We start from the raw sequence: 20,339 nt of genomic DNA, 5'->3' as shown, positions 1-20,339 counted from the left end.
GGCGGCGCGGCGGCGAATGTCGCGCCGCGCCGGCAGGGTCTAGAGGTCGAGGATCAGGCGCTGCGGATCCTCGATGGATTCCTTGACCCGCACCAGGAAGGTGACGGCTTCCTTGCCGTCGACGATGCGGTGGTCGTAGGAGAGCGCCAGGTACATCATCGGCCGCACCACGACCTGGCCGCCGACGACCATCGGCCGCTCCTGGATCTTGTGCATGCCGAGGATGCCGGACTGCGGCGCGTTGAGGATCGGGGTGGACATCAGCGAGCCGTAGACGCCGCCATTGGAGATGGTGAAGGTGCCGCCCTGCATGTCCTCGATGCCGAGCTTGCCGTCTCTGGCGCGGCGGCCGAAATCGCCGATGGACTGCTCGATGCCGGCGATCGACAGCCGGTCGGCGTCGCGCACCACCGGGACCACCAGGCCCTTGTCCGTGCCGACGGCAACGCCGACGTGGTAGTAGTTCTTGTAGACCAGATCCGTGCCGTCGATCTCGCCGTTGACGGCCGGGATCTCCTTCAGGGCATGGCAGACGGCCTTCACGAAGAAACCCATGAAGCCGAGCTTGACGCCGTGCTTCTTCTCAAAGAGGTCCTTGTATTCCTTGCGGAGCGCCATCACCGGGGCCATGTCGACCTCGTTGAAGGTGGTCAGCATGGCGGCCGTGTTCTGGGCGTCCTTGAGGCGCCGGGCGATGGTCTGGCGCAGCTTGGTCATGCGCACCCGCTCCTCGCGGGCCTCGTCGTCCTCCGGCGGGGTGACGCGAAGGGAAACCGGCTGCGGCGCAGGGGCGCTGGTCTGCGGCGCCGACGATGGCGCGGACTTGGCCGGCTTGTCGGCGGCGGCAAGCACGTCTTCCTTCAGGATCTGGCCGCGCTTGCCGGAGCCTTCCACGTCGGACGCGGACAGGCCCTTTTCCTCCATCAGCTTCTTGGCGGCCGGCGACGGCGGCATGGTGCCGTCCTTGCCGCCATCCTCGCCGTCGTCCTTGGCAGGCTCGGCCTTCTTTTCCGGTTCCTTGGCCTTCGAGGCCTCGGCCTTCTTGTCGGCCGGCTTTTCCTTGGCCGCAGCGCCGTCGCCCTCGCCGATGGTGCCGAGGAGCGCGCCGACCTCGACGGTCTCGCCGTCAGTGACGAGGATCTCGCCGAGGACGCCGGCGGACGGCGCCGGCACCTCGATCGTCACCTTGTCGGTCTCAAGCTCGACCAGCGGCTCGTCGACGGAAATCGCGTCGCCGGGTTTCTTGAACCACTGGGCAATGGTCGCTTCGGTGACCGATTCGCCGAGGGTCGGTACGCGGATTTCGGTGGCCATTTTCGTCTCGTCTCTTTTCTTCGGTGAGGGTCGCGTCGGCAGAATTCAGCGGCTGCCGCGCTATTCCGCAAAAGCCTCGTCAAGGAATGCCTGGAGCTGGGCCAGATGCTTGGACATCAGGCCGGTGGCGGTCGCAGCGGATGCCGCACGGCCGACATAGCGCGGCCGCGGATGCTTGGCATCGATCTGGCTCAAAACCCATTCCACATAGGGCTGGATGAAATACCAGGAGCCCATGTTCTTGGGCTCTTCCTGGCACCAGATCACCTCGGCCTGCGGGAAGCGGGACAGCTCCTGCAACAGCGCCTTGGTCGGGAACGGATAGAGCTGCTCGATGCGCAACAGGTAGACGTCGTCGATGTCGCGGCGCTCGCGCTCCTCAAAGAGGTCGTAATAGACCTTGCCGGAGGAGAGCACGACGCGGCGGATCTTGTCGTCGGCGGCGAGCTTGACCGTCTCGCCCGGACGCAGCTCGGCGTCGTCCCAAAGCAAGCGATGGAAGGTGGAATCGTCGGCCATCTCGTCGAGCCGCGACACGCAGCGCTTGTGGCGCAGCAGCGACTTCGGCGTCATCAGCACCAGCGGCTTGCGGAAGTCGCGATTGAGCTGGCGGCGCAGGATGTGGAAGTAGTTGGCCGGCGTGGTGCAGGCGGCGACCTGCATGTTGTCTTCCGCGCAAAGCTGCAGATAGCGCTCCAGGCGGGCCGACGAATGCTCCGGACCCTGGCCCTCGTAGCCGTGCGGCAACAGCAGGGTGAGGCCCGACATGCGCAGCCATTTGCGCTCGCCCGACGACAGGAACTGGTCGATGACGACCTGGGCGCCGTTGGCGAAGTCGCCGAACTGGGCCTCCCACAGGGCGAGCGCATTCGGCTCGGCCAGCGAGTAGCCGTATTCGAAGCCGAGCACCGCCTCCTCAGAAAGCATCGAGTTGATGACCTCGTAGCGGGCGCCGCCCTCGTCGAAGGCGGACAGCGGGCTGTAGCGCTCCTCGGTCTCCTGGTCGTAGATCACCGAATGGCGTTGGGAGAAGGTGCCGCGCTCCACATCCTGGCCGGAGAGGCGCACCGGGTGGCCTTCCTTGACGAGCGAGGCAAAGGCCAGGGCCTCGGCCGTCGCCCAGTCGATGTTCTCGCCGGATTCCAGAGCCTTGCGGCGGTTGCCCAGGAACCGCTGGATGGTGCGATGGGCCTTGAAGCCCTCGGGGATGGTGGTGATCGCCTCGCCGATCTCGCGCAGCTCATCCTTGACGACGCCGGTCTTGCCGCGGCGCGGATCGTCGATCGCCTGGGCCTGCTTGATGCCGGTCCAGCGGCCGTCGAGCCAGTCGGCCTTGTTGGGCCTGTAGGAGCTGCCGGCCTCGAACTCGGCGTCAAGGTGCTCGCGCCAATGGGTGCGCATGCCCTCGACCTCTTCGGGGGTGACGAGGCCTTCGGAGACCAGCTTTTCGGCATAGATGTCCGTGGTCCGCGGATGCTCGCGGATCTTCTGGTACATGATCGGCTGGGTGAAGGACGGCTCGTCGCCCTCGTTGTGACCGTGCCGGCGATAGCAGAACACGTCGATGACGACCGGCTTCTTGAAGAGCTGGCGGAATTCCGTCGCCACCTTGGCGGCGTAGACGACCGCCTCCGGATCGTCGCCGTTGACGTGGAAGATCGGCGCCTCGACCATCTTCGCCACGTCCGAGGGATAGGGCGAGGAGCGCGAGAAGCGCGGGTTGGTGGTGAAGCCGATCTGGTTGTTGATGATGACGTGGATCGAGCCGGCGGTGCGGTGGCCCTTGAGGGCCGAGAGGCCGAGGGATTCCGGCACCACGCCCTGACCGGCGAAGGCCGCATCGCCATGGATGAGGAGCGGCATGACGCGGGCGCGCTGCTCCAGCGGCACGGTCTCGCCGCGCGGCTGGTCGGCGTACTGGTCCTGCTTGGCGCGGACCTTGCCGAGCACCACCGGATCGACGATCTCAAGGTGCGAGGGGTTGGCGGTCAGCGACAGGTGGACCCGGTTGCCGTCGAACTCGCGGTCCGAGGAGGCGCCGAGGTGGTACTTGACGTCGCCGGACCCCTCGACGTCGTCGGGATGGATCGAGCCGCCCTTGAACTCGTGGAAGATCGCCCGGTGCGGCTTGCCCATGACCTGGGCCAGCACATTGAGGCGGCCGCGGTGGGCCATGCCGAGGACGATCTCGCGCACGCCGAGATGGCCGCCGCGCTTAATGATCTGCTCCAGCGCCGGGACGACGGATTCGCCGCCGTCGAGGCCGAAGCGCTTGGTGCCGGTGTATTTGACGTCGATGAAGCGCTCGAAGCCTTCGGCCTCGATCAGCTTGTTGAGGATCGCCACCTTGCCCATGTCGGTGAAGGCGACGCCCTTGTCCGGGCCCTCGATGCGCTCCTGGATCCAGCCCTTCTGCTCCGGCACGGAGATGTGCATGAATTCGACGGCGAAGGTCGAGCAGTAGGTGCGCTTCAGGATCGCCATCATCTCGCGGACGTTGGCGAACTCCAGGCCGAGCACGTAGTCGAGGAAGATCTTACGGTCCCAGTCCTCCTCCATCAGCCCGTAGGAGCGCGGGTCGAGCTCCTCGTGGTCGGGCCGGACCTGGAGGCCGAGGGGATCGAGGTCGGCGTGGAGATGGCCGCGGATGCGGTAGGCGCGGATCATCATCAGGGCGCGGATGGAATCGCGCGTCGTCTGGTAGACGTCGGCGTCGCTCAGCTCCACGCCGCGTTTCTGCGCCGCTTCCTTGACCTTGGTCTCGATGCGTTGCTGGGCCGGCGCCCAGTCGCCATCGAGGGCCGAGACCAGCTCGCCGTTCAGCGGCACCGGCCAGTCGCCCCGTTTCCAGGAAGCGCCCTTGGCCTCCTTCAGGACGTTCTGGCGCTCGTCCTTGAGGTCTTCGAAGAAATCCTGCCAGGCATCGTCGAGCGTTGCGGGCTCTTCCTGATAGCGGGCGTAAAGATCTTCCAGATAGGCGGCGTTGCCGCCATAGAGAAACGACGTCTGTGCGAAGGCCTTGTTCGCGTCCTGGCGTGCCATGGCTGATGCGGGGAGTGCCCGCTCCGTATGCTAGATGACGCGGCCCCATGCCGCGTCTCCCTCCTTGAGTTGCCTCCTGCCCCGGACGTCCGCTCCGGACCAGATGGCGGTCCGGCAGTTTCCTGGAACAATCCTAGACATTTGGTATATGGCCGGGCTTTTCTTTTGAAAAAGCCCGGCGCGTTGTTTTTTTTAGCCTTTCAAGAGCTCGACCAGCGTCGTGCCGAGCTGGGCGGGCGACGGGGAGACGCGGATGCCGGCCGCCTCCATTGCCGCGATCTTGTCTTCCGCACCGCCCTTGCCGCCGGAAATGACGGCGCCGGCATGGCCCATGGTGCGGCCCGGGGGCGCCGTGCGGCCGGCGATGAAGCCGACCATCGGCTTCTTGCGGCCCTTCTTGGCCTCGTCGGCGATGAACTGGGCGGCGTCCTCTTCGGCCGAGCCGCCGATCTCGCCGATCATGACGATGGATTCGGTCGCCTCGTCGGCGAGGAACATCTCCAGCATGTCGATGAACTCGGTGCCCTTGACCGGGTCGCCGCCGATGCCGACGGCCGTGGTCTGGCCGAGGCCCTCATTGGTGGTCTGGAACACCGCCTCGTAGGTCAGCGTGCCGGAGCGCGAGACGATGCCGACATTGCCCTTCTTGAAGATCGAGCCCGGCATGATGCCGATCTTGCACTCTTCCGGCGTCAGGACGCCCGGGCAGTTCGGGCCGAGGAGCCGCGAGCTGGACTTGTCGAGCCGCGCCTTGACCTTGACCATGTCCATCACCGGGATGCCCTCGGTGATGCAGACGATGAGCGGGATTTCCGCCTCGATGGCCTCGATGATCGCGGCGCCGGCGCCTGCCGGCGGGACGTAGACGACCGAGGCGTTGGCGCCGGTCGCCTCCTTGCCCTCGGCAACGGAGGCGAAGATCGGCAGCTCGGCGCCGCCCTCTACGCCGCCCCAGGTCTGGCCACCCTTCTTGGGGTGGATGCCGCCGACCATCTGGGTGCCGTAATAGGCAAGCGCCTGCTCGGTGTGGAAGGTGCCGGTCTTGCCGGTCAGGCCCTGGACCAGGACCTTGGTGTTCTTGTCGACGAGAATGGACATTACGCAGTCCCCTCCACGGCTTTGACGATTTTCTTTGCCGCGTCGTCGAGGTCGTCGGCGGCGATGACGTCGAGGCCGGAGCCGTTGAGGATCTCCTTGCCCTTTTCCACGTTGGTGCCTTCCAGGCGCACAACCAGCGGCACCTTGAGGCCGACTTCCTTGACCGCCTTGATGACGCCCTCGGCGATCACGTCGCAGCGCATGATGCCGCCGAAGATGTTGACGAGGATGCCCTTCACGTTGGGATCGGCGGTGATGATCTTGAAGGCCGCGGTGACCTTTTCGGCCGAGGCGCCGCCGCCGACATCGAGGAAGTTCGCCGGCTCGGCGCCGTAGAGCTTGATGATGTCCATGGTCGCCATGGCAAGGCCGGCGCCGTTGACCATGCAGCCGATATTGCCCTCAAGGGCGACATAGGCGAGATCGTGCTTGGAGGCCTCGATCTCCTTGTCGTCCTCCTCGGTGAGGTCGCGCAGCTCCATGACGTCGTCATGGCGGAACAGCGCGTTGCCGTCGAAGGAGACCTTGGCGTCGAGCACCCGCACATGGCCGTCCTTCATGACGATCAGCGGGTTGATCTCCAGAAGGCTCATGTCCTTCTCGGTGAAGGCCTTGTAGAGGATGCCGGCAAGCTCCTTGCCCTCATCCTTGGCGACGCCCTCGAGGCCGAGTGCGTCGGCGACCTTTTCGGCATCGGCGTCGGTGACGCCGGCTTGCGGGTCGATCGGGATGGTGTGGATCTTGTCCGGGGTTTCTTCCGCGACGGTCTCGATGTCCATGCCGCCTTCCGTCGAGGCGACGAAGGCAACGCGGCCGACGGTGCGGTCGACGAGCAGCGACAGGTAGAGCTCGGTGGCGATGTCGGCGCCGTCCTCGATATAGAGGCGGTTGACGACCTTGCCGGCCGGGCCGGTCTGCTTGGTCACCAGCGTCGCGCCGAGCATCTGGCCGGCGAATTCCCTGACCTCCTCGACCGACTTGGCGAGGCGCACACCGCCCTTGTCGCCGGCGGTGGCTTCCTTGAACTTGCCCTTGCCGCGGCCGCCGGCGTGGATCTGGCTCTTCACCACCCAGAGCGGGCCGCCCAGCGTCTTGGCGGCGGCCTCCGCCTCACCGGGCGTAAAGATCGGCACGCCGCTTGCCACCGGCGCCCCAAACCCCTTCAACAGGGCCTTGGCCTGGTATTCGTGGATATTCATCCGTTCGCTCCCTCTTGCGGAAGTGTGTTCTCTTTATTTACGAAAAACCCGTCAGGCGAGCGACGGCTCGATCTGCTGGCAGGCCTCGATCAGGCCCTTCACCGCGTTGACCGACTTGTCGAAGCCTTCCTGCTCGGCGCCCTGAAGCTCGATCTCGACGATCTTTTCGACGCCGCCGGCGCCGATGACGATCGGCACGCCGACATAGACGCCGTCGACGCCGTACTGGCCGCTGCAATAGGCGGCGCAGGGCAGGACGCGCTTCTTGTCCTTAAGGTAAGCTTCGGCCATGGCGATGCCCGACGCGGCCGGGGCATAGAAGGCCGAGCCGGTCTTCAGAAGGCCGACGATCTCAGCGCCGCCGTCGCGGGTGCGCTGGACGATCTCTTCCAGCTTCTCCTCGGTGGTCCAGCCCATCTTGATGAGGTCCGGCAGCGGGATGCCGGCAACGGTGGAGTAGCGCGGCAGCGGCACCATGGTGTCGCCGTGGCCGCCGAGCACGAAGGCGGTGACGTCTTCCACCGAGACGCCGAACTCCTCGGCGAGGAAGTAGCGGAAGCGGGCAGAGTCCAGCACGCCGGCCATGCCGACGACCATGTTCTTGGGCAGGCCGGAGAACTTCTGCAGCGCCCAGACCATGGCGTCGAGCGGGTTGGTGATGCAGACGACGAAGGCGTCCGGAGCGTGCTCCTTGATGCCGGCGCCGACCGAGGCCATGACCTTGAGGTTAATTCCGAGGAGATCGTCGCGGCTCATGCCGGGCTTGCGCGGCACGCCGGCGGTGACGATGACGACGTCGGCGCCGGCGATCCCGGAATAATCCTGGGTGCCCGAAAGCGCGGCGTCGAAGCCTTCGACGGGGGAGGATTCGGCGAGGTCGAGGGCCTTGCCCTGGGGCATTCCCTCGGCGATGTCGAACAGGACGACGTCGCCCAGATCCTTGAGCCCGGCGAGGTGGGCCAGCGTTCCGCCGATCATGCCCGAACCGATGAGAGCAATCTTGTTGCGCGCCATTGTCGTTTGCTTCCCTTTACGTAAAGTAGATATAGCGAGAACTTTCACTCTTCAGGTGTCCCTACTCCGAATGGGCAGTCGGTTCAAGTGAAGACGCGGCAAAATAACGAAAGAATCATGGGCCGGCGGCGGTTCCATGTCCATTCGATGAATATTCCGTTTTTCTTATTTTTAGAACGGGCGCGGCGGCGGGCGGGCGCAGGGTCGGGAGCGCGGCCTTCCGTATCAGGAAGCGGCGTCGGCCGGCTCTTCGACGGTGCTGTGCGGCAGCGCGATATAGTCGGCCGAGCGCATCTCGATGAGGCGCGAGACGGTGCGGTCGAACTCGAAGGCTTCCGTGCCGGTGGCCGCGCGGTAGAGCTCGGTCGGCTCCGCCGCGGCGGAGACCACAAGCTTGACGCGCGCGTCGTAGAGCGCGTCGATCAGCATGATGAAGCGCTTGGCCTCGTTGCGCTTAGCCGCCGGCAGCACCGGAACGTTCTCAAGGAACAGCGTGTGGTAGGCGTGGGCGAGCCGCAGGTAGTCGGCGGCGCCGAGCGGCCGTTCGCAGAGATCGGCGAAGGGGATGCGGGCGATGCCGTGGGAGACCCGCGGCACGTCGATCCAGCGGCCCTTGATCTCCAGCCGCTCGGCCCGTTCGTGGCCGCCGCCGGACAGGCGCTGCCACATATGGTCCATGGCGGCATCCGCCTCCTCGCCGAGCGGCGTGAAGTAGATCGGCTCGCCGGACATCATCTCCAGCCGGTAGTCGGTGCGGGAATCGAGCCGGACAACGTCCACATGCTCCTTCAGGAGCGGGATGAAGGGCTCGAAGAACTGCCGGTTGAGGCCGTCCTTGTAGAGGTCGTCGGGATCGACGTTGGAGGTGGCGACGACGATGACGCCGCGCTCGAACAGCTCGGTGAAGAGCCGGCGCAGGATCATCGCGTCGGCGATGTCGGTGACGGAGAACTCGTCGAAACACAGCAGCCGCGTGTCTTCGGCAAGGGCGTCGGCGATCGGCGGGATCGGGTCGGCGTCCTTGACCGTGCCGTCCTTGACCTTCTTGCGGAAGGCATGGACGCGCTCGTGGATGTCGGCCATGAATTCGTGGAAATGGCTGCGCCGCTTGCGCTTGACCGGAGCCAGATCGAACAGCAGGTCCATGAGCATGGTCTTGCCGCGCCCGACCTTTCCCCATACGTAAACCCCGTGCACCGTGGACGCCTTCGGCGCGGTGCGGCCGAACAGCCAGCCGAGCGCGCTCTTCTTGGTGGCAAGGCGGCTCTCGGCGAGGTCCTCGCAGAGTTTGTCGAAACGGGCGACGAGGGCGGCCTGGGCCGCGTCGCGCTCGATTTCACCGGCCCGCACGAGCGCATCGTAGCGCTCGGCCACGGTCGGCATAAGCGGCAGGCCTTCACTCACCGTAACAGGCTCCGGGTATCGGCGTCATGGCGGGCACGGCGCGGCCGGGAGAGGCCGCGACGCTGCCTGCACCGATAGACCCTTTGCCGGCGCCATGCAAGACGCGCACCCGCATGGCCGCTATTCGTCGCGGCCCGACCGGCATCGAGCTTACCGCTTTTGCGACCGGCGGCGTGACGTCGCGGCCCTTTCGCTTAGGCGGCCGGATCGAGGCTGATGCGCTTCAGGTCTTCCCAGTTCTCGCCGACGGCGATCATGCAGGTGCGACCTGACGTATTGGTCATCAGCACCGTCCAGGACCCGGTCTTGGAGACGTAGATCTCCATGACGCCGGAGCGCGAGGCAAGGCCCATGGCGCGCGGCGTTTCCTGGTAGCGCTTGGCCAGCATTCCAACGACCGTTTCGCGGTCGCCGCAGGGAACGACACCTTGAGCGATGGCCGCCGAAGACAGAGATACAAACGCGGCAGCGAGCGCGCAGATGCCGAACCGGTTCGCCAGTTTGAAAAGCATGGCGGTCTCCTCGGTTCGCATGTCGCCTCGCCGTCAACCCTGGGTCGGCGATCCATCCTTGCCTGGGAGGAGGCGGGATTTTGCCGGACCCTGTGCGAGGCCGATGGACCATGTTGGCGGGCGTTCGGTTAACGAGACCTTAAAAGCGGCAAAAGAAATTCCGTGGACGTAAGGATAATGTTTATACGGACGGGGATTGCCACGCCGTCGGAAATGGCCGGAAGGCCAGCCGGCCGCACCTCTCCGGCTTACCGGGAGGAGGCGCCGGCCCGCTCGGGCGCACGGGCATAGTCGATGGTCTCGAAGCGCATGGAGCGGGCATCGAACAGGAGCAGCTTGCCGATCAGCGGCTCGCCGACGCCGGCAATCAGCTTGATGACTTCCAGCGCCTGCATCGATCCGATGACGCCGGTGAGCGCGCCGAGGACGCCGGCCTCGGCGCAGGTCGGCAGCAGGCCGTCCGGCGGCGGCGCGGGGAAGAGGTCGCGGTAACGCGGGTTCTTGCGGCCGTCAGGGCCTTCCCTGAATGGCACGAGCGTGGTGATGGAGCCGTCGAAGGTGCCGACGGCGGCCGTCACCAAGGGCTTTTCCAGCGCTTCGCAGCGGTCGGCGAGGCGGTAGCGGGTGGCGAAGTTGTCGGTGCCGTCGACGACGATGTCGTAGGCGCCGATGATCTCGTCGGCGTTGCCGTCCTCAAGGCGCACCGGATGGGCTTCGACCGCCACATTGGGATTGATGCGTCGGAGCGAGCGCTCGGCGCTTTCCACCTTTTTCATGCCGACGGCGTCGGTGTCGTGGATCACCTGGCGCTGCAGGTTGGAGAGCGAGACCACGTCGTCGTCGACCGTTCCGAGCGTGCCGATCCCGGCGGCCGCCAGATAGACCAGCACCGGGGCGCCGAGGCCGCCGGCACCGACCACCAGCACCCTGGCGGCGGCGAGCTTCTGCTGGCCCGGCCCGCCGACATCGGCCAGCACGATATGGCGCGCGTAGCGCTCCAACTCTTCCTTGGAAAAGGTCATTTGCGACGCCTACTCCACATGTACGCGGCCGTCGGCCGTTTCCAGGTGGAAGGCGGCGGCCATCAGCGTCTTGGTATAGTCGGTTTGCGGCCGGTCGAAAATCTCCTCGGCCGGGCCCGATTCCACGACTTCGCCGGCGCGCATGACGATAACGTCATTGGCGAGCGCCCGGACCACCTTCAGATCGTGGGAAATGAACAGATAGGCGAGGCTGTGGCGCTCCTGGAGCGTGCGCAACAGGTCGACGACCTGGGCCTGGACGCTCATGTCGAGTGCCGAGGTCGGCTCGTCGAGCATGACGAATTTCGGCTCCAGCACCATCGCCCTTGCGATCGAGATGCGCTGGCGCTGGCCGCCGGAGAATTCGTGCGGATAGCGGTTTCGGGTCGCCGGGTCGAGGCCGACCTCTTCCAGCACCTTGGCCACCTTGGCGTCGCGTTCGCCGGCGGAGAGGTGCGGCGCGTGGATGGCAAGGCCTTCGGCAACGATGTCGCCGACGGGCAGTCGCGGGCTGAGCGAGCCGTAGGGGTCCTGGAAGACGATCTGCATGTCGCGCCTCAAGGGCCTCATCTTCTTCCAGTTCCAGCCCTGGATGTCGCGGCCGAGGAAGACGACCCGGCCTTGCGACGAAATAAGGCGCAGCAGCGCCAGGCCGAGCGTCGTCTTGCCGGAGCCGGATTCGCCGACGACGCCGAGCGTCTGGCCCTCGCGGACGGTCAGATCGATGCCGTCGACGGCCTTGATGTGGCCGACGGTCTTGCGCATCAGGCCGCGCCGGATCGGGAACCAGACCTTGACGTCGTCGGCTTCGACGACGATCGGCGCGGCCTCATTGCGGGCCGGCGGGCGGCCCTTCGGCTCGGCGGCGAGCAGGTGTTTCGTGTAGGAGTGCTGCGGGCGCTGGAAGATTTCCTCGACCGCGTTCTCCTCGACGATCTCGCCGCCGGTCATGACGCAGACCCGGTCCGAGACCTTGCGGACGATGCCGAGGTCGTGGGTGATGAACAGCATCGCCATGCCGCGGCTTTCCTGCAGCTCCTTCAGGAGCACGAGGATCTCCGCCTGCACGGTGACGTCGAGGGCCGTCGTCGGCTCATCGGCGATCAGGAGGTCCGGCTCGTTGGCGAGCGCCATGGCGATCATGACGCGCTGGCGCTGGCCGCCGGAGAGCTGGTGCGGATAGGCACCGAGGCGGGATTCCGGGTCCTTGATGCGGACCTGGTGGAGGAGTTCCAGCACCCGCTCGCGGGCGGCCCTGTCGCTCATGCCGCGATGGACCTTCAGGATCTCGCCGACCTGGCGCTCCACCGTGTGCAGCGGGTTGAGCGAGGTCATCGGCTCCTGGAAGATCATCGCGATGTCGTCGCCGCGCACGCGCCTCAGATCCCGCTCGTCGTTGTCGAGGATGTCCTCGCCGCGAAACAGGATTTTTCCGGTCGGATGCGAGGCGGAGGGATAGGGCAAGAGCTTCAGGATGGAGAGCGCCGTCACCGACTTGCCGGAGCCGGATTCGCCGACCAGCGCCACCGTCTCGCCCTTGGCGATGTCGAAGGAGACGTGCCTGACGGCCTCGGTCACCCGGCCGGACTGGGAGAAGTTGACCGAGAGGTCCTGGATGGAAAGGAGGGGGTCTTTGGTCATGCCGTCCTCCTCAAACGAACGTCTTGCGCGGATCGAAGGCGTCGCGGACGGCTTCGCCGACGAAGATGAGGAGCGACAGCATCAAGGATATCACGAAAAAGCCCATCAGCCCGAGCCAGGGGGCCTCGATGTTGCGCTTGCCCTGGGCGAGCAGTTCGCCGAGCGAGGGCGAGCCGGGCGGCAGGCCGAAGCCGAGGAAGTCGAGCGAGGTCAGCGTGGTGATCGAGCCGTTGAGGATGAACGGCATGAAGGTCAGCGTCGCGACCATGGCATTGGGCAGCAGGTGGCGCCACATTATGGTCGCGTTGGAGACGCCCAGCGCCCGGGCCGCGTTGATGTATTCGAAATTACGGCCGCGCAGGAATTCCGCCCTGACGACGCCGACCAGCGCCACCCAGGAGAACAAGAGCAGGATCCCGAGCAGCACCCAGAAGCTCGGCACCAGCACGCTGGAGATAATCAGCAGCAGGTAAAGGGACGGGATGGACGTCCATATCTCGATGAAGCGCTGGAACAAAAGGTCGGTCCAGCCGCCGAAATAGCCCTGGACGGCGCCGGCGGCGACGCCGATCACCGAGGAGCAGATGGTCAAAACCAGGCCGAACAGAACCGAAATCCGGAAACCGTAGATAAGCCGGGCGACCACATCGCGTCCCTGGTCGTCGGTGCCGGCCCAGTTGAAGTTGCCGAAGGTGCAGTTGGGGTCCTCGACGCCCTTGGGATATTTCTGGCAAAGCTCCTTGCGGTCGAGGAAGATCGCCGGCGGCGAGGGCGCGGGCACCGGGATCTCGTTGTTCACCGTGCGGTAGGAGTAACGGATCAGCGGCCAGAGCATCCAGCCATTGGTGTTGATCTCGTCCTGGATGAACGGATCGCGGTAGTCGGTGATGGCGTAAAAGCCGCCGAACTTTTCCTCCGGATAGTCGATCAGCACCGGGCTCAGGACCTCGCCCTTGTAATAGGCAAGGAGCGGGCGGTCGTTGGCGAGGAACTCCGCGAGCAGCGTCAGGACGAAGAGGACGAGAAAGATCCAGAGCGACCAGTAGCCCCGCTTGTGGGCCTTGAAGTTGGACCAGCGCCGCGCATTCAGCGGCGAGAGCTGAAAGCGGCTCTTTTTTACCTCCGCAGCGGGGGCGGTCTCCTTGAGGCTTGTCGCGTCCATCGCGCTCAGACCTCCCGGCTTTCGAAATCGATCCTCGGATCGATGACCGTGTAGATGAGGTCGGTGAGGAGGTTCACCACCAGGCCGAGCAGGGAGAAGATGTAGAGCGTGGCAAAGACGATCGGATAGTCGCGGTTGATCACGGATTCAAAGCCGAGGAGCCCGAGGCCGTCGAGCGAAAAGATGGTCTCGATGAGGAGCGAGCCGGCAAAAAACGCGCTGATGAAGGCGCCCGGGAAGCCGGCGATGACGATCAGCATGGCGTTGCGGAACACATGGCCGTAGAGCACCTGGCGTTCCGTCAGGCCCTTGGCGCGGGCCGTCATGACGTATTGCTTGCGGATCTCGTCGAGGAAGGAGTTCTTGGTCAAAAGCGTCGTCGTTGCAAAGGCCGACAGCGCCAGAGCCGTCAGCGGCAGGACGAGGTGCCAGAAATAGTCGACGATGCGCGCCGGCCAGCTCATGTCCGACCAGTTCTCCGATGTGAGCCCGCGCAAGGGGAACCAGTCGAAGAAGGAGCCGCCGGCAAACAGCACGATCAGGAGCACGGCAAAGAGAAAGCCGGGGATGGCGTAGCCGACGATGACGACGGCGCTCGTCCAGATGTCGAACTTGGTGCCGTCACGCACCGCCTTGGCGATGCCGAGCGGTATGGAAATCGAGTAGGAGAGCAGCGTCATCCACAGCCCGAGGGAGATGGAGACGGGCATCTTTTCCAGGATCAGGTCGATGACGGAGATGTCGCGGAAATAGCTCTCACCGAAATCGAAGCGGGCGTAGTTCCAGATCATCAGGCCGAAGCGCTCATAGGCCGGCTTGTCGAAGCCGAACTGCTTTTCCAGCTCCTTGATGAATTCCGGATCGAGCCCCTGGGCGCCGCGATATTTGGACGTCACCGCCTCGCCGCCCGATTGCGAGCCGGGCTGGGCCCCGCCGAAATCGCCGCCCTCGCCGCCGCCGATGCGGGCCGTGGCGGAGACGTCGGTGCCGGTGAGCTGGGCGATGACCTTTTCCACCGGGCCACCGGGGGCAAACTGGATGACGAGGAAGCTGACCAGCATGATCCCGAGGATGGTCGGGATCATCAACAGCAGTCGGCGGAGGATATAGGCGCCCATGAAGTTGCCGTTCGTCCGTGTCCAGAGCGGTGATCTTTATTGCGAATCAAGCCTTGCGGCCTTTTCCTCGTCGTACCACCAGGTGGTCTCAACGGGAAACTCGTAGCGCGGTTTGGTTTCCGGCCAGCCATATTCGTCCCACAGCGCGATGGTGTGGACGGGCTTGTACCAGTTCGGCACCCAGTAGCGGCCGGCGCGCAAGACCCGGTCGAGGGCGCGGCCCACGACGGTCATCGCCTCGCGGTTCTTGGCGTGGATCAGCTTTTCCACCAGCGCATCGATCGCCGGCTCGCGGATGCCGGCAAGGTTGTTGGAGCCGTCGATGCCGGCCGAGCGCGACGACCAGAGCTGGCGGATGCCCTCGCCGGGCGTAGCATCGAGGGCGAAGCGCCGGCCGACCGCGTCGAAATCGAAACCGTCGAGCCGGGCCTGGTACTGGGCCGCATCGACGAGGCGGATCGAGGCCGGAACGCCGATGAGGCGCAGGTTGTCCAAATAGGGCTGCAGCACGCGCTCGAAGGTCGGCGCGTTGGTCATGAACTCGATGGTGAGCGCATTGCCGCCCTTGTCGACCAGGGCGCCGTCGCGGCGGGTCCAGCCGGCCTCGGTCAGGAGCTGAACGGCGCGGCGCAGCTGCGAGCGGTCGCGACCGGAGCCGTCGGAGACCGGCGGCGTCCACGGCTCGCCGAAGACCTCTTCCGGCAGGCTGTCGCGAAACGGCTCCAGAAGTCCCAGTTCATCGGCAGACGGGGCCCCTTCCGCCTTCATCGGCGAGTTCTCGAAGAAGGACTCGGTGCGCACATAGCTGCCATAGAAGAGATTGGTGTTGGTCCATTCGAAATCGAAGGCGAGTCCGATCGCCTCACGGGTGCGCGGATCGGCGAATTTTGCGCGCCTTGTGTTGAAGAACCAGCCCTGCGCCCCGGCGGGCCTAAAGTCCGGGAACTCCTTCTTGACGACCTTTTTCTCGTGGAAGGCCGGGAAATCGAACCCGGTCGCCCAGGTCTTGGCGACGAAGGTCTCGAAGATGCGCGTGTTGCCCTTCTTGAAGGCCTCGAAGGCGACGGTGCGGTCGCGGTAGAAGTCGACGCGGATGCGGTCGAAATTGTTGCGGCCGACCGCCGAGGGGACCTCGTTGCCCCACCAGTCCCTGACCCGCTCATATTCGATATAGCGGCCGGCCTGGAAGTTGCCGACCTTGTAGGGTCCGCAGCCGAGCGGCACCTCAAGGGTGGATGCCGAAAAATCGCGGCCGTCCCACCAGGCCTTGGAGAAGATCGGCAGATCGGCGACGATCAGCGGCAGCTTGCGGGTCTGTTTGCCGGAAAAGCGGACAAGGGCCGTGCGCTCGTCCTCGGCCTCGACGCCCGCCATCTCTTCGATGGTCTGACTGACCAGCGGATGGCCCTTCTCCTTCAGGATGGTGAGGGAAAAGGCGACGTCCTCCGCCGTGATCGGCGTGCCGTCATGGTGAACGGCAGTCGGCCGGAGATGGAAGCGGTAGAGATTGCCGTCCTCCAGGATGTCGACGATCTCGGCAAGCTCGCCATAGACCGCGTCCGGCTCGTCCCAGGCGCGCGTCATCAGCCGTGTGAAGGTCATCTCCATGCGCGGCGGCGCATCGCCTTTCAGCACGAAGGAATGCAGCGTGTTGAAGGTCTGGGGGTTCTGGTTGTAGGCCCAGTCCGGCGGGCGGAAGCTCATCCGGCCGCCCTTCGGCGCATCCGGGCGGACATAGGCGAAATGGGTGAAGTCCGGCGGATAGGAAAGATCGCCGAAGACCGAGAGGCCGTGCAGGCCGGTTGCCTCGATCCCCGCGGCGGCGCGCGCGCCGGCCGGTATGAGGGCGGCGACGGCCGAGCCCGCCGTCAGCTTCATCAGCGTGCGACGGTCGATGCCGGGCATGGCGCGGGTCGTCATGTCGCCACTCACGAGGGCTTGCCCGTCTTTTCGGCCTTTTCCTCGTCGTACCACCAGATGGTCGGAAAGCCGTGGGTGAATTCGGGAAGCTTTTCCGGCCGGCCGAAGCGGTCCCAGCGGGCGGTGCGGTCGTAGTCGACATAGAATTGCGGCGTCATGAAGTTGTTCCACAGGAGCACGCGGTCCAGCGCGTGGGTGGCGGCGATGAGATCCTTGCGATCCTTGGCGAAGATGACCCGCTCGATCATGCTGTCGACGGCCTCGTCCCTGATGCCGGCGAAGTTGCGCGAGGCCGGGTTGCCGGCCGCCTCGGAGCCCCAGAAGTCGCGCTGCTCGTTGCCGGGCGACAGGCTCTCCGGCCAGGAGAAGGTGATCATCTCGAAATCGAAGGAGCGCAGCCGGTTGATGTATTGCGAGGTGTCGACGACGCGCATCTTCAGCTCGATGCCGATCTTCTTCAGGTTCTGGGCGTAGGGCAGGACGATGCGTTCGAAATCCGGATCGATGCCCAGATATTCGATGGTGAAGGGCTCGCCGGTCGCGGCGTTGACGAGCTGGCGGCCCTTGAACTCCCAGCCGGCTTCCTTCAGGAGCCTCAGGGCCTCGCGCAGGTTCTGGCGCAGCTTGGTCGGATCGCCGGCCACCGGATTGCTGTAGGGCTCGGTGAAGAGCTCGTCCGGCACCTTGCCGCGCACCTCTTCCAGGATTTCCAGCTCGCGGCCCTCCGGCACGCCGGACGAGGCCAGCTCGGTGCCGGCGAAATAGGATTGGATGCGCTTGTACTCGTTATAGAAAAGGGTCCTGTTCGCGGTCTCGAAGTCCCAGGCCAGATTGAGGGCGCGGCGCACCCGCCAGTCGGCGAATTTTTCCAGCCTCAGATTCGGGACGAAGGCCTGCATGATGCCGCTGGCCTTGTCCGGGAATTTCTCCAGCACGACGCGGCCGTCGCGCACGGCCGGGAAATCGTAGCCGGTGGCCCAGGACTTTGCCGAATTCTCGCTGCGCCAGTCGTACTGGTCGCCCTTGAAGGCTTCCAAGAGAACGGTGCGGTCGAGGAACACCTCGTAGCGGATCTCGTCGAAATTGTTCTGGCCGATGCCGAAGGGCAGGTCCTTGCCCCAGTAGTCGTCGACGCGCTCATAGGTGATCGAGCGCCCGGCGGTGAACTTGGCGATCTTGTAGGGACCCGAGCCGAGCGGCGGCTCCAGGGTGGTGCTGCCGATATCGCGCGTGTTGCCATTGGCGTCCTTGCCCGTCCACCAGTGCTTCGGCAAAACGTTGAGCTGGCCGACGATGTGCGGCAGTTCGCGGTTGCCGGTCTGGTCGAAGGTGAAGGTCACCTCGTGTTCGCCGCTGACCTCGGCCTTTTCGATGTGGCTGTAGTAGAAGCGCTGGGTCGGGTTCAGCTCGACCGTCTTTTCAAAGCTCCAGACCACGTCCTCAGGCGTGATCGGCGTGCCGTCGTGCCAGCGCGCCTCGGGGCGCAGGCGGTATTTCACCCAGGCATAATCATCCGGATATTGCAGCGCCTCGGCGATCTGGCCGTACATGGTCGAGGTGTCGGCCTCGTCGAGGGCGGTCGCGGCAAGGGATTCGTAGATCAGCAGGATGCCGGGGGCGGCATCGCCCTTGGCGAGGATCGGATTGAAGCTGTCGAAGGAGCCGGTCGAGGAGAGCCGCACGAGGCCGCCCTTCGGCGCATCGGGATTGACGTAGTCGAACTGCTTGAAGCCTTCGGGCCGCTTCGGCTCCCCGATCAGTGCCGTTGCGTGACGCCAGGGCGGGGCCCCGTCGGCATGGGCGTCGTCGGCATGGGCGATGTCGGCAGGGGCGGTCGCCGCCCCGATCGCGAGAAACCCGACGAGAGCGGCAGTGAGAGCCCGTGACAACGTCATGAATGCACCCGGTCCTTCCAATGGCTTGAACGACCCAAAGGGTCGGAATCTGAAAGCTAAGATAGAAACCGGTTCCGCCAAAGGACACCGGGAAATCGCAAAATGACGAAAAATTAAGGCGAAACGGGCGCCTTCAGCCCATCGCGGCGGCGTCCGCACGCCGATTCGGGCCGGCAAATGCGAAAGGCCGGGCACAAGGCCCGGCCTTCGATCGATCTTTTGAAAGGGCGCCCGGCTTATTCGGTCTTTTCTTGCGCAGCCGGGGCATCGCCGTCCCCGGACGTCTCTCCGGAGTTATCCGGGGAGCTTTCTGCGGGCGCAGCCTCCTCCGCCGGCGCATTGCCGGAGCTTTCCTCGGCCGCTGGCTGCTCAGCCGGAGCGTCGGAACTCTCTGCGGCGGCCGGCTCTTCTGCCGGGGTCCCGGACGCGCCCTCGCTGCTCGCGGCATCCTCGGCAGCGGGCTCTTCGGCCGGGGTTTCTTCCGCCGAAGCCGCCTCAGGCAGCGGCGCCGGCGTCGCCGCCAGCGTGCGCAGATAGGCGAGGATATCCGCCCGGTCCTCCGGCTTTTTCAGGCCGGCAAAGGACATCTTGTTGCCGGGCACGGCTTCCTTCGGATTGTGCAGATAGGCATTGAGGTTGGCATAGGTCCAGTCGTGCTCCGCGCCGAAATCGTGGACGGCGTTGGAATACGAAAAGCCCTCATGGGAGCCGGGCTTGCGCCCGACGATGCCGTAGAGGTTCGGACCGACCTTGTTGTCGCCGCCCTCATCGAAGGTGTGGCAGGCCGCGCATTTCTTTGCGACCTTCTCGCCGGCGGCCGGATCGGCGTCGGCGATCATCGCCAGCACATCCGCCTTCGGCGCTTCCTCGGCCGGCGCGGCAGGCGTATCGCTCGGCTCCGGCACCGCGATGGCGTAGCCGGGCGTTTCCGGCGCCGGCTCGTGGAAGATAAACTCGGCGATGAACGACAGTCCGAACAGCACGAACAGCGTCGCCAGCAGGCTGCCGATGACCTTGTTGATTGTGAATGAGTCCATGAATTCTTCGCTCCAGTCGGCGGCCGTTGAGGTCGACCGCTACTGTTTCCCCTAGCGTCACTTATTTGTTTTACGCGGCCTTCGGTCAGGCGATGGCGTGGCGGTACGCGTTTTTGCGCAGCCGGAAACTACAGGCTTTGCCCGAAGCTTGTCCATAGTATAAACGGCGGGACTGTCACGCAAAAACAACATATTCGGATTATTTAATGTCTGCATCCGCGCTCGTCCTCGTTCCGGCCCGCATGAGTTCCACGCGGCTGCCGGGCAAACCGCTTGCCGAGATCGCCGGCCAGCCGATGATCGTCCAGGTCTGGCGCCGGGCGATGGAGGCGGAGATCGGCCCGGTGGTCGTTGCCTGCGACGACGCCCGCATTGCCGAGGCGGTCGCGGCAGCCGGCGGCGAGGCGGTGCTGACCGATCCCGCCCACCAGTCCGGCTCCGACCGCATCTTCGAGGCGATCGGCAAGGTCGATCCGGACGGCCGGCATTCCGTTATCGTCAACGTCCAGGGCGACCTTCCGACCATCGAGCCGGAGGCGATCCGGGCCTGCTTCCAGCCGCTGGAAACGCCTGAGGTCGATATCGCGACGCTGGCCACCGAAATCACCGTGGCCGAGGAGCGCACCAATCCGAACGTCGTCAAGATGGTCGGCACGGAAGTCGCGCCCGGGCGCATGCGGGCGCTCTACTTCACGCGCGCCACCGCGCCCCACGGCAACGGTCCGCTCTACCACCATATCGGCCTCTACACCTACCGGCGGGCGGCGCTGGAGCGGTTCGTCTCGCTGCCGCAGAGCACGCTGGAAAAGCGCGAGAAGCTGGAACAGCTCCGGGCGCTGGAAGACGGCATGCGGATCGACGTTGCCCTTGTCGATACGGTGCCGCTCGGCGTAGATACTCCGGCCGACCTGGAGCGCGCCCGCGCCGCGCTCGCCTGACGGCCCCTCTCCCGCAACGAAAG

General features: G+C 65.4%; 14 protein-coding genes and 1 pseudogene. 1 reads left to right on the top strand and 14 read right to left on the bottom strand.

Translation table 11 applies throughout. From position 1 onward, the window contains the following. Window positions 1-39: 39 nt before the first annotated feature. The 14 genes and pseudogenes from odhB to CH339_RS15160 form a co-directional block, all read right to left on the bottom strand. The gene (gene odhB / locus CH339_RS15225) at window positions 40-1,314 is read right to left on the bottom strand and encodes a 2-oxoglutarate dehydrogenase complex dihydrolipoyllysine-residue succinyltransferase (RefSeq protein WP_111435220.1); all 1,275 of its coding nucleotides are present in this window, start codon (window positions 1,312-1,314) and stop codon (window positions 40-42) included. Between the two features lie 60 nt (window positions 1,315-1,374). Further along, window positions 1,375-4,356 carry a 2-oxoglutarate dehydrogenase E1 component gene (locus CH339_RS15220; protein ID WP_111435219.1) on the bottom strand — a complete coding sequence of 994 codons (2,982 nt, stop codon included), beginning with the start codon at window positions 4,354-4,356 and terminating at the stop codon, window positions 1,375-1,377. A gap of 192 nt (window positions 4,357-4,548) precedes the next feature. Next, window positions 4,549-5,454 carry a succinate--CoA ligase subunit alpha gene (sucD, locus tag CH339_RS15215; protein ID WP_111435218.1) on the bottom strand — a complete coding sequence of 302 codons (906 nt, stop codon included), beginning with the start codon at window positions 5,452-5,454 and terminating at the stop codon, window positions 4,549-4,551. Further along, window positions 5,454-6,659: pseudogene (gene sucC, locus CH339_RS15210) on the bottom strand (ADP-forming succinate--CoA ligase subunit beta); the annotation flags it as partial. The gene sucD and the pseudogene sucC, both read right to left, overlap by 1 nt. 45 nt (window positions 6,660-6,704) lie before the next feature. Then, window positions 6,705-7,667 (bottom strand): malate dehydrogenase, encoded by a 963-nt coding sequence (gene mdh, locus CH339_RS15205; RefSeq protein WP_111435216.1) that lies wholly within the window; start codon window positions 7,665-7,667, stop codon window positions 6,705-6,707. 225 nt (window positions 7,668-7,892) lie between these two features. Beyond that, complete coding sequence (gene zapE, locus CH339_RS15200) at window positions 7,893-9,050, bottom strand: cell division protein ZapE (protein ID WP_111435215.1); 1,158 nt, start codon at window positions 9,048-9,050, stop codon at window positions 7,893-7,895. A 215-nt stretch (window positions 9,051-9,265) separates the two neighbouring features. Then, window positions 9,266-9,583, bottom strand: coding sequence for a hypothetical protein (locus CH339_RS15195; RefSeq protein WP_146610194.1), 318 nt, complete (start codon window positions 9,581-9,583; stop codon window positions 9,266-9,268). 248 nt (window positions 9,584-9,831) lie between these two features. Further along, window positions 9,832-10,605: a molybdopterin-synthase adenylyltransferase MoeB gene (locus CH339_RS15190; protein WP_111435213.1), complete on the bottom strand. Its 774-nt coding sequence runs from the start codon at window positions 10,603-10,605 to the stop codon at window positions 9,832-9,834. Between the two features lie 9 nt (window positions 10,606-10,614). After that, window positions 10,615-12,246, bottom strand: coding sequence for an ABC transporter ATP-binding protein (locus CH339_RS15185; protein WP_111435212.1), 1,632 nt, complete (start codon window positions 12,244-12,246; stop codon window positions 10,615-10,617). A gap of 10 nt (window positions 12,247-12,256) precedes the next feature. Next, complete coding sequence (locus CH339_RS15180; protein WP_111435211.1) at window positions 12,257-13,408, bottom strand: ABC transporter permease; 1,152 nt, start codon at window positions 13,406-13,408, stop codon at window positions 12,257-12,259. Window positions 13,409-13,413: 5 nt separating this feature from the next. Further along, window positions 13,414-14,526: a microcin C ABC transporter permease YejB gene (locus CH339_RS15175; RefSeq protein WP_111435210.1), complete on the bottom strand. Its 1,113-nt coding sequence runs from the start codon at window positions 14,524-14,526 to the stop codon at window positions 13,414-13,416. A gap of 36 nt (window positions 14,527-14,562) precedes the next feature. Further along, window positions 14,563-16,446: an extracellular solute-binding protein gene (locus CH339_RS15170; RefSeq protein WP_111435209.1), complete on the bottom strand. Its 1,884-nt coding sequence runs from the start codon at window positions 16,444-16,446 to the stop codon at window positions 14,563-14,565. A gap of 8 nt (window positions 16,447-16,454) precedes the next feature. Further along, the gene (locus CH339_RS15165; protein ID WP_111435208.1) at window positions 16,455-18,341 is read right to left on the bottom strand and encodes an extracellular solute-binding protein; all 1,887 of its coding nucleotides are present in this window, start codon (window positions 18,339-18,341) and stop codon (window positions 16,455-16,457) included. A 236-nt stretch (window positions 18,342-18,577) separates the two neighbouring features. Continuing rightward, window positions 18,578-19,378, bottom strand: coding sequence for a c-type cytochrome (locus CH339_RS15160; protein WP_111435207.1), 801 nt, complete (start codon window positions 19,376-19,378; stop codon window positions 18,578-18,580). A gap of 206 nt (window positions 19,379-19,584) precedes the next feature. Here CH339_RS15160 and CH339_RS15155 point away from each other — a divergent pair, with 206 nt between their 5' ends. Beyond that, window positions 19,585-20,316 carry a 3-deoxy-manno-octulosonate cytidylyltransferase gene (locus tag CH339_RS15155; protein ID WP_111435206.1) on the top strand — a complete coding sequence of 244 codons (732 nt, stop codon included), beginning with the start codon at window positions 19,585-19,587 and terminating at the stop codon, window positions 20,314-20,316. Window positions 20,317-20,339: the final 23 nt, after the last annotated feature.

It is taken from the genome of Rhodobium orientis, assembly GCF_003258835.1.
Classification (GTDB): Bacteria; Pseudomonadota; Alphaproteobacteria; order Rhizobiales; family Rhodobiaceae; genus Rhodobium; species Rhodobium orientis.
Note: the sequence above shows the minus strand (reverse complement) of the source record. Positions and strands in the feature narration are given on the sequence as shown.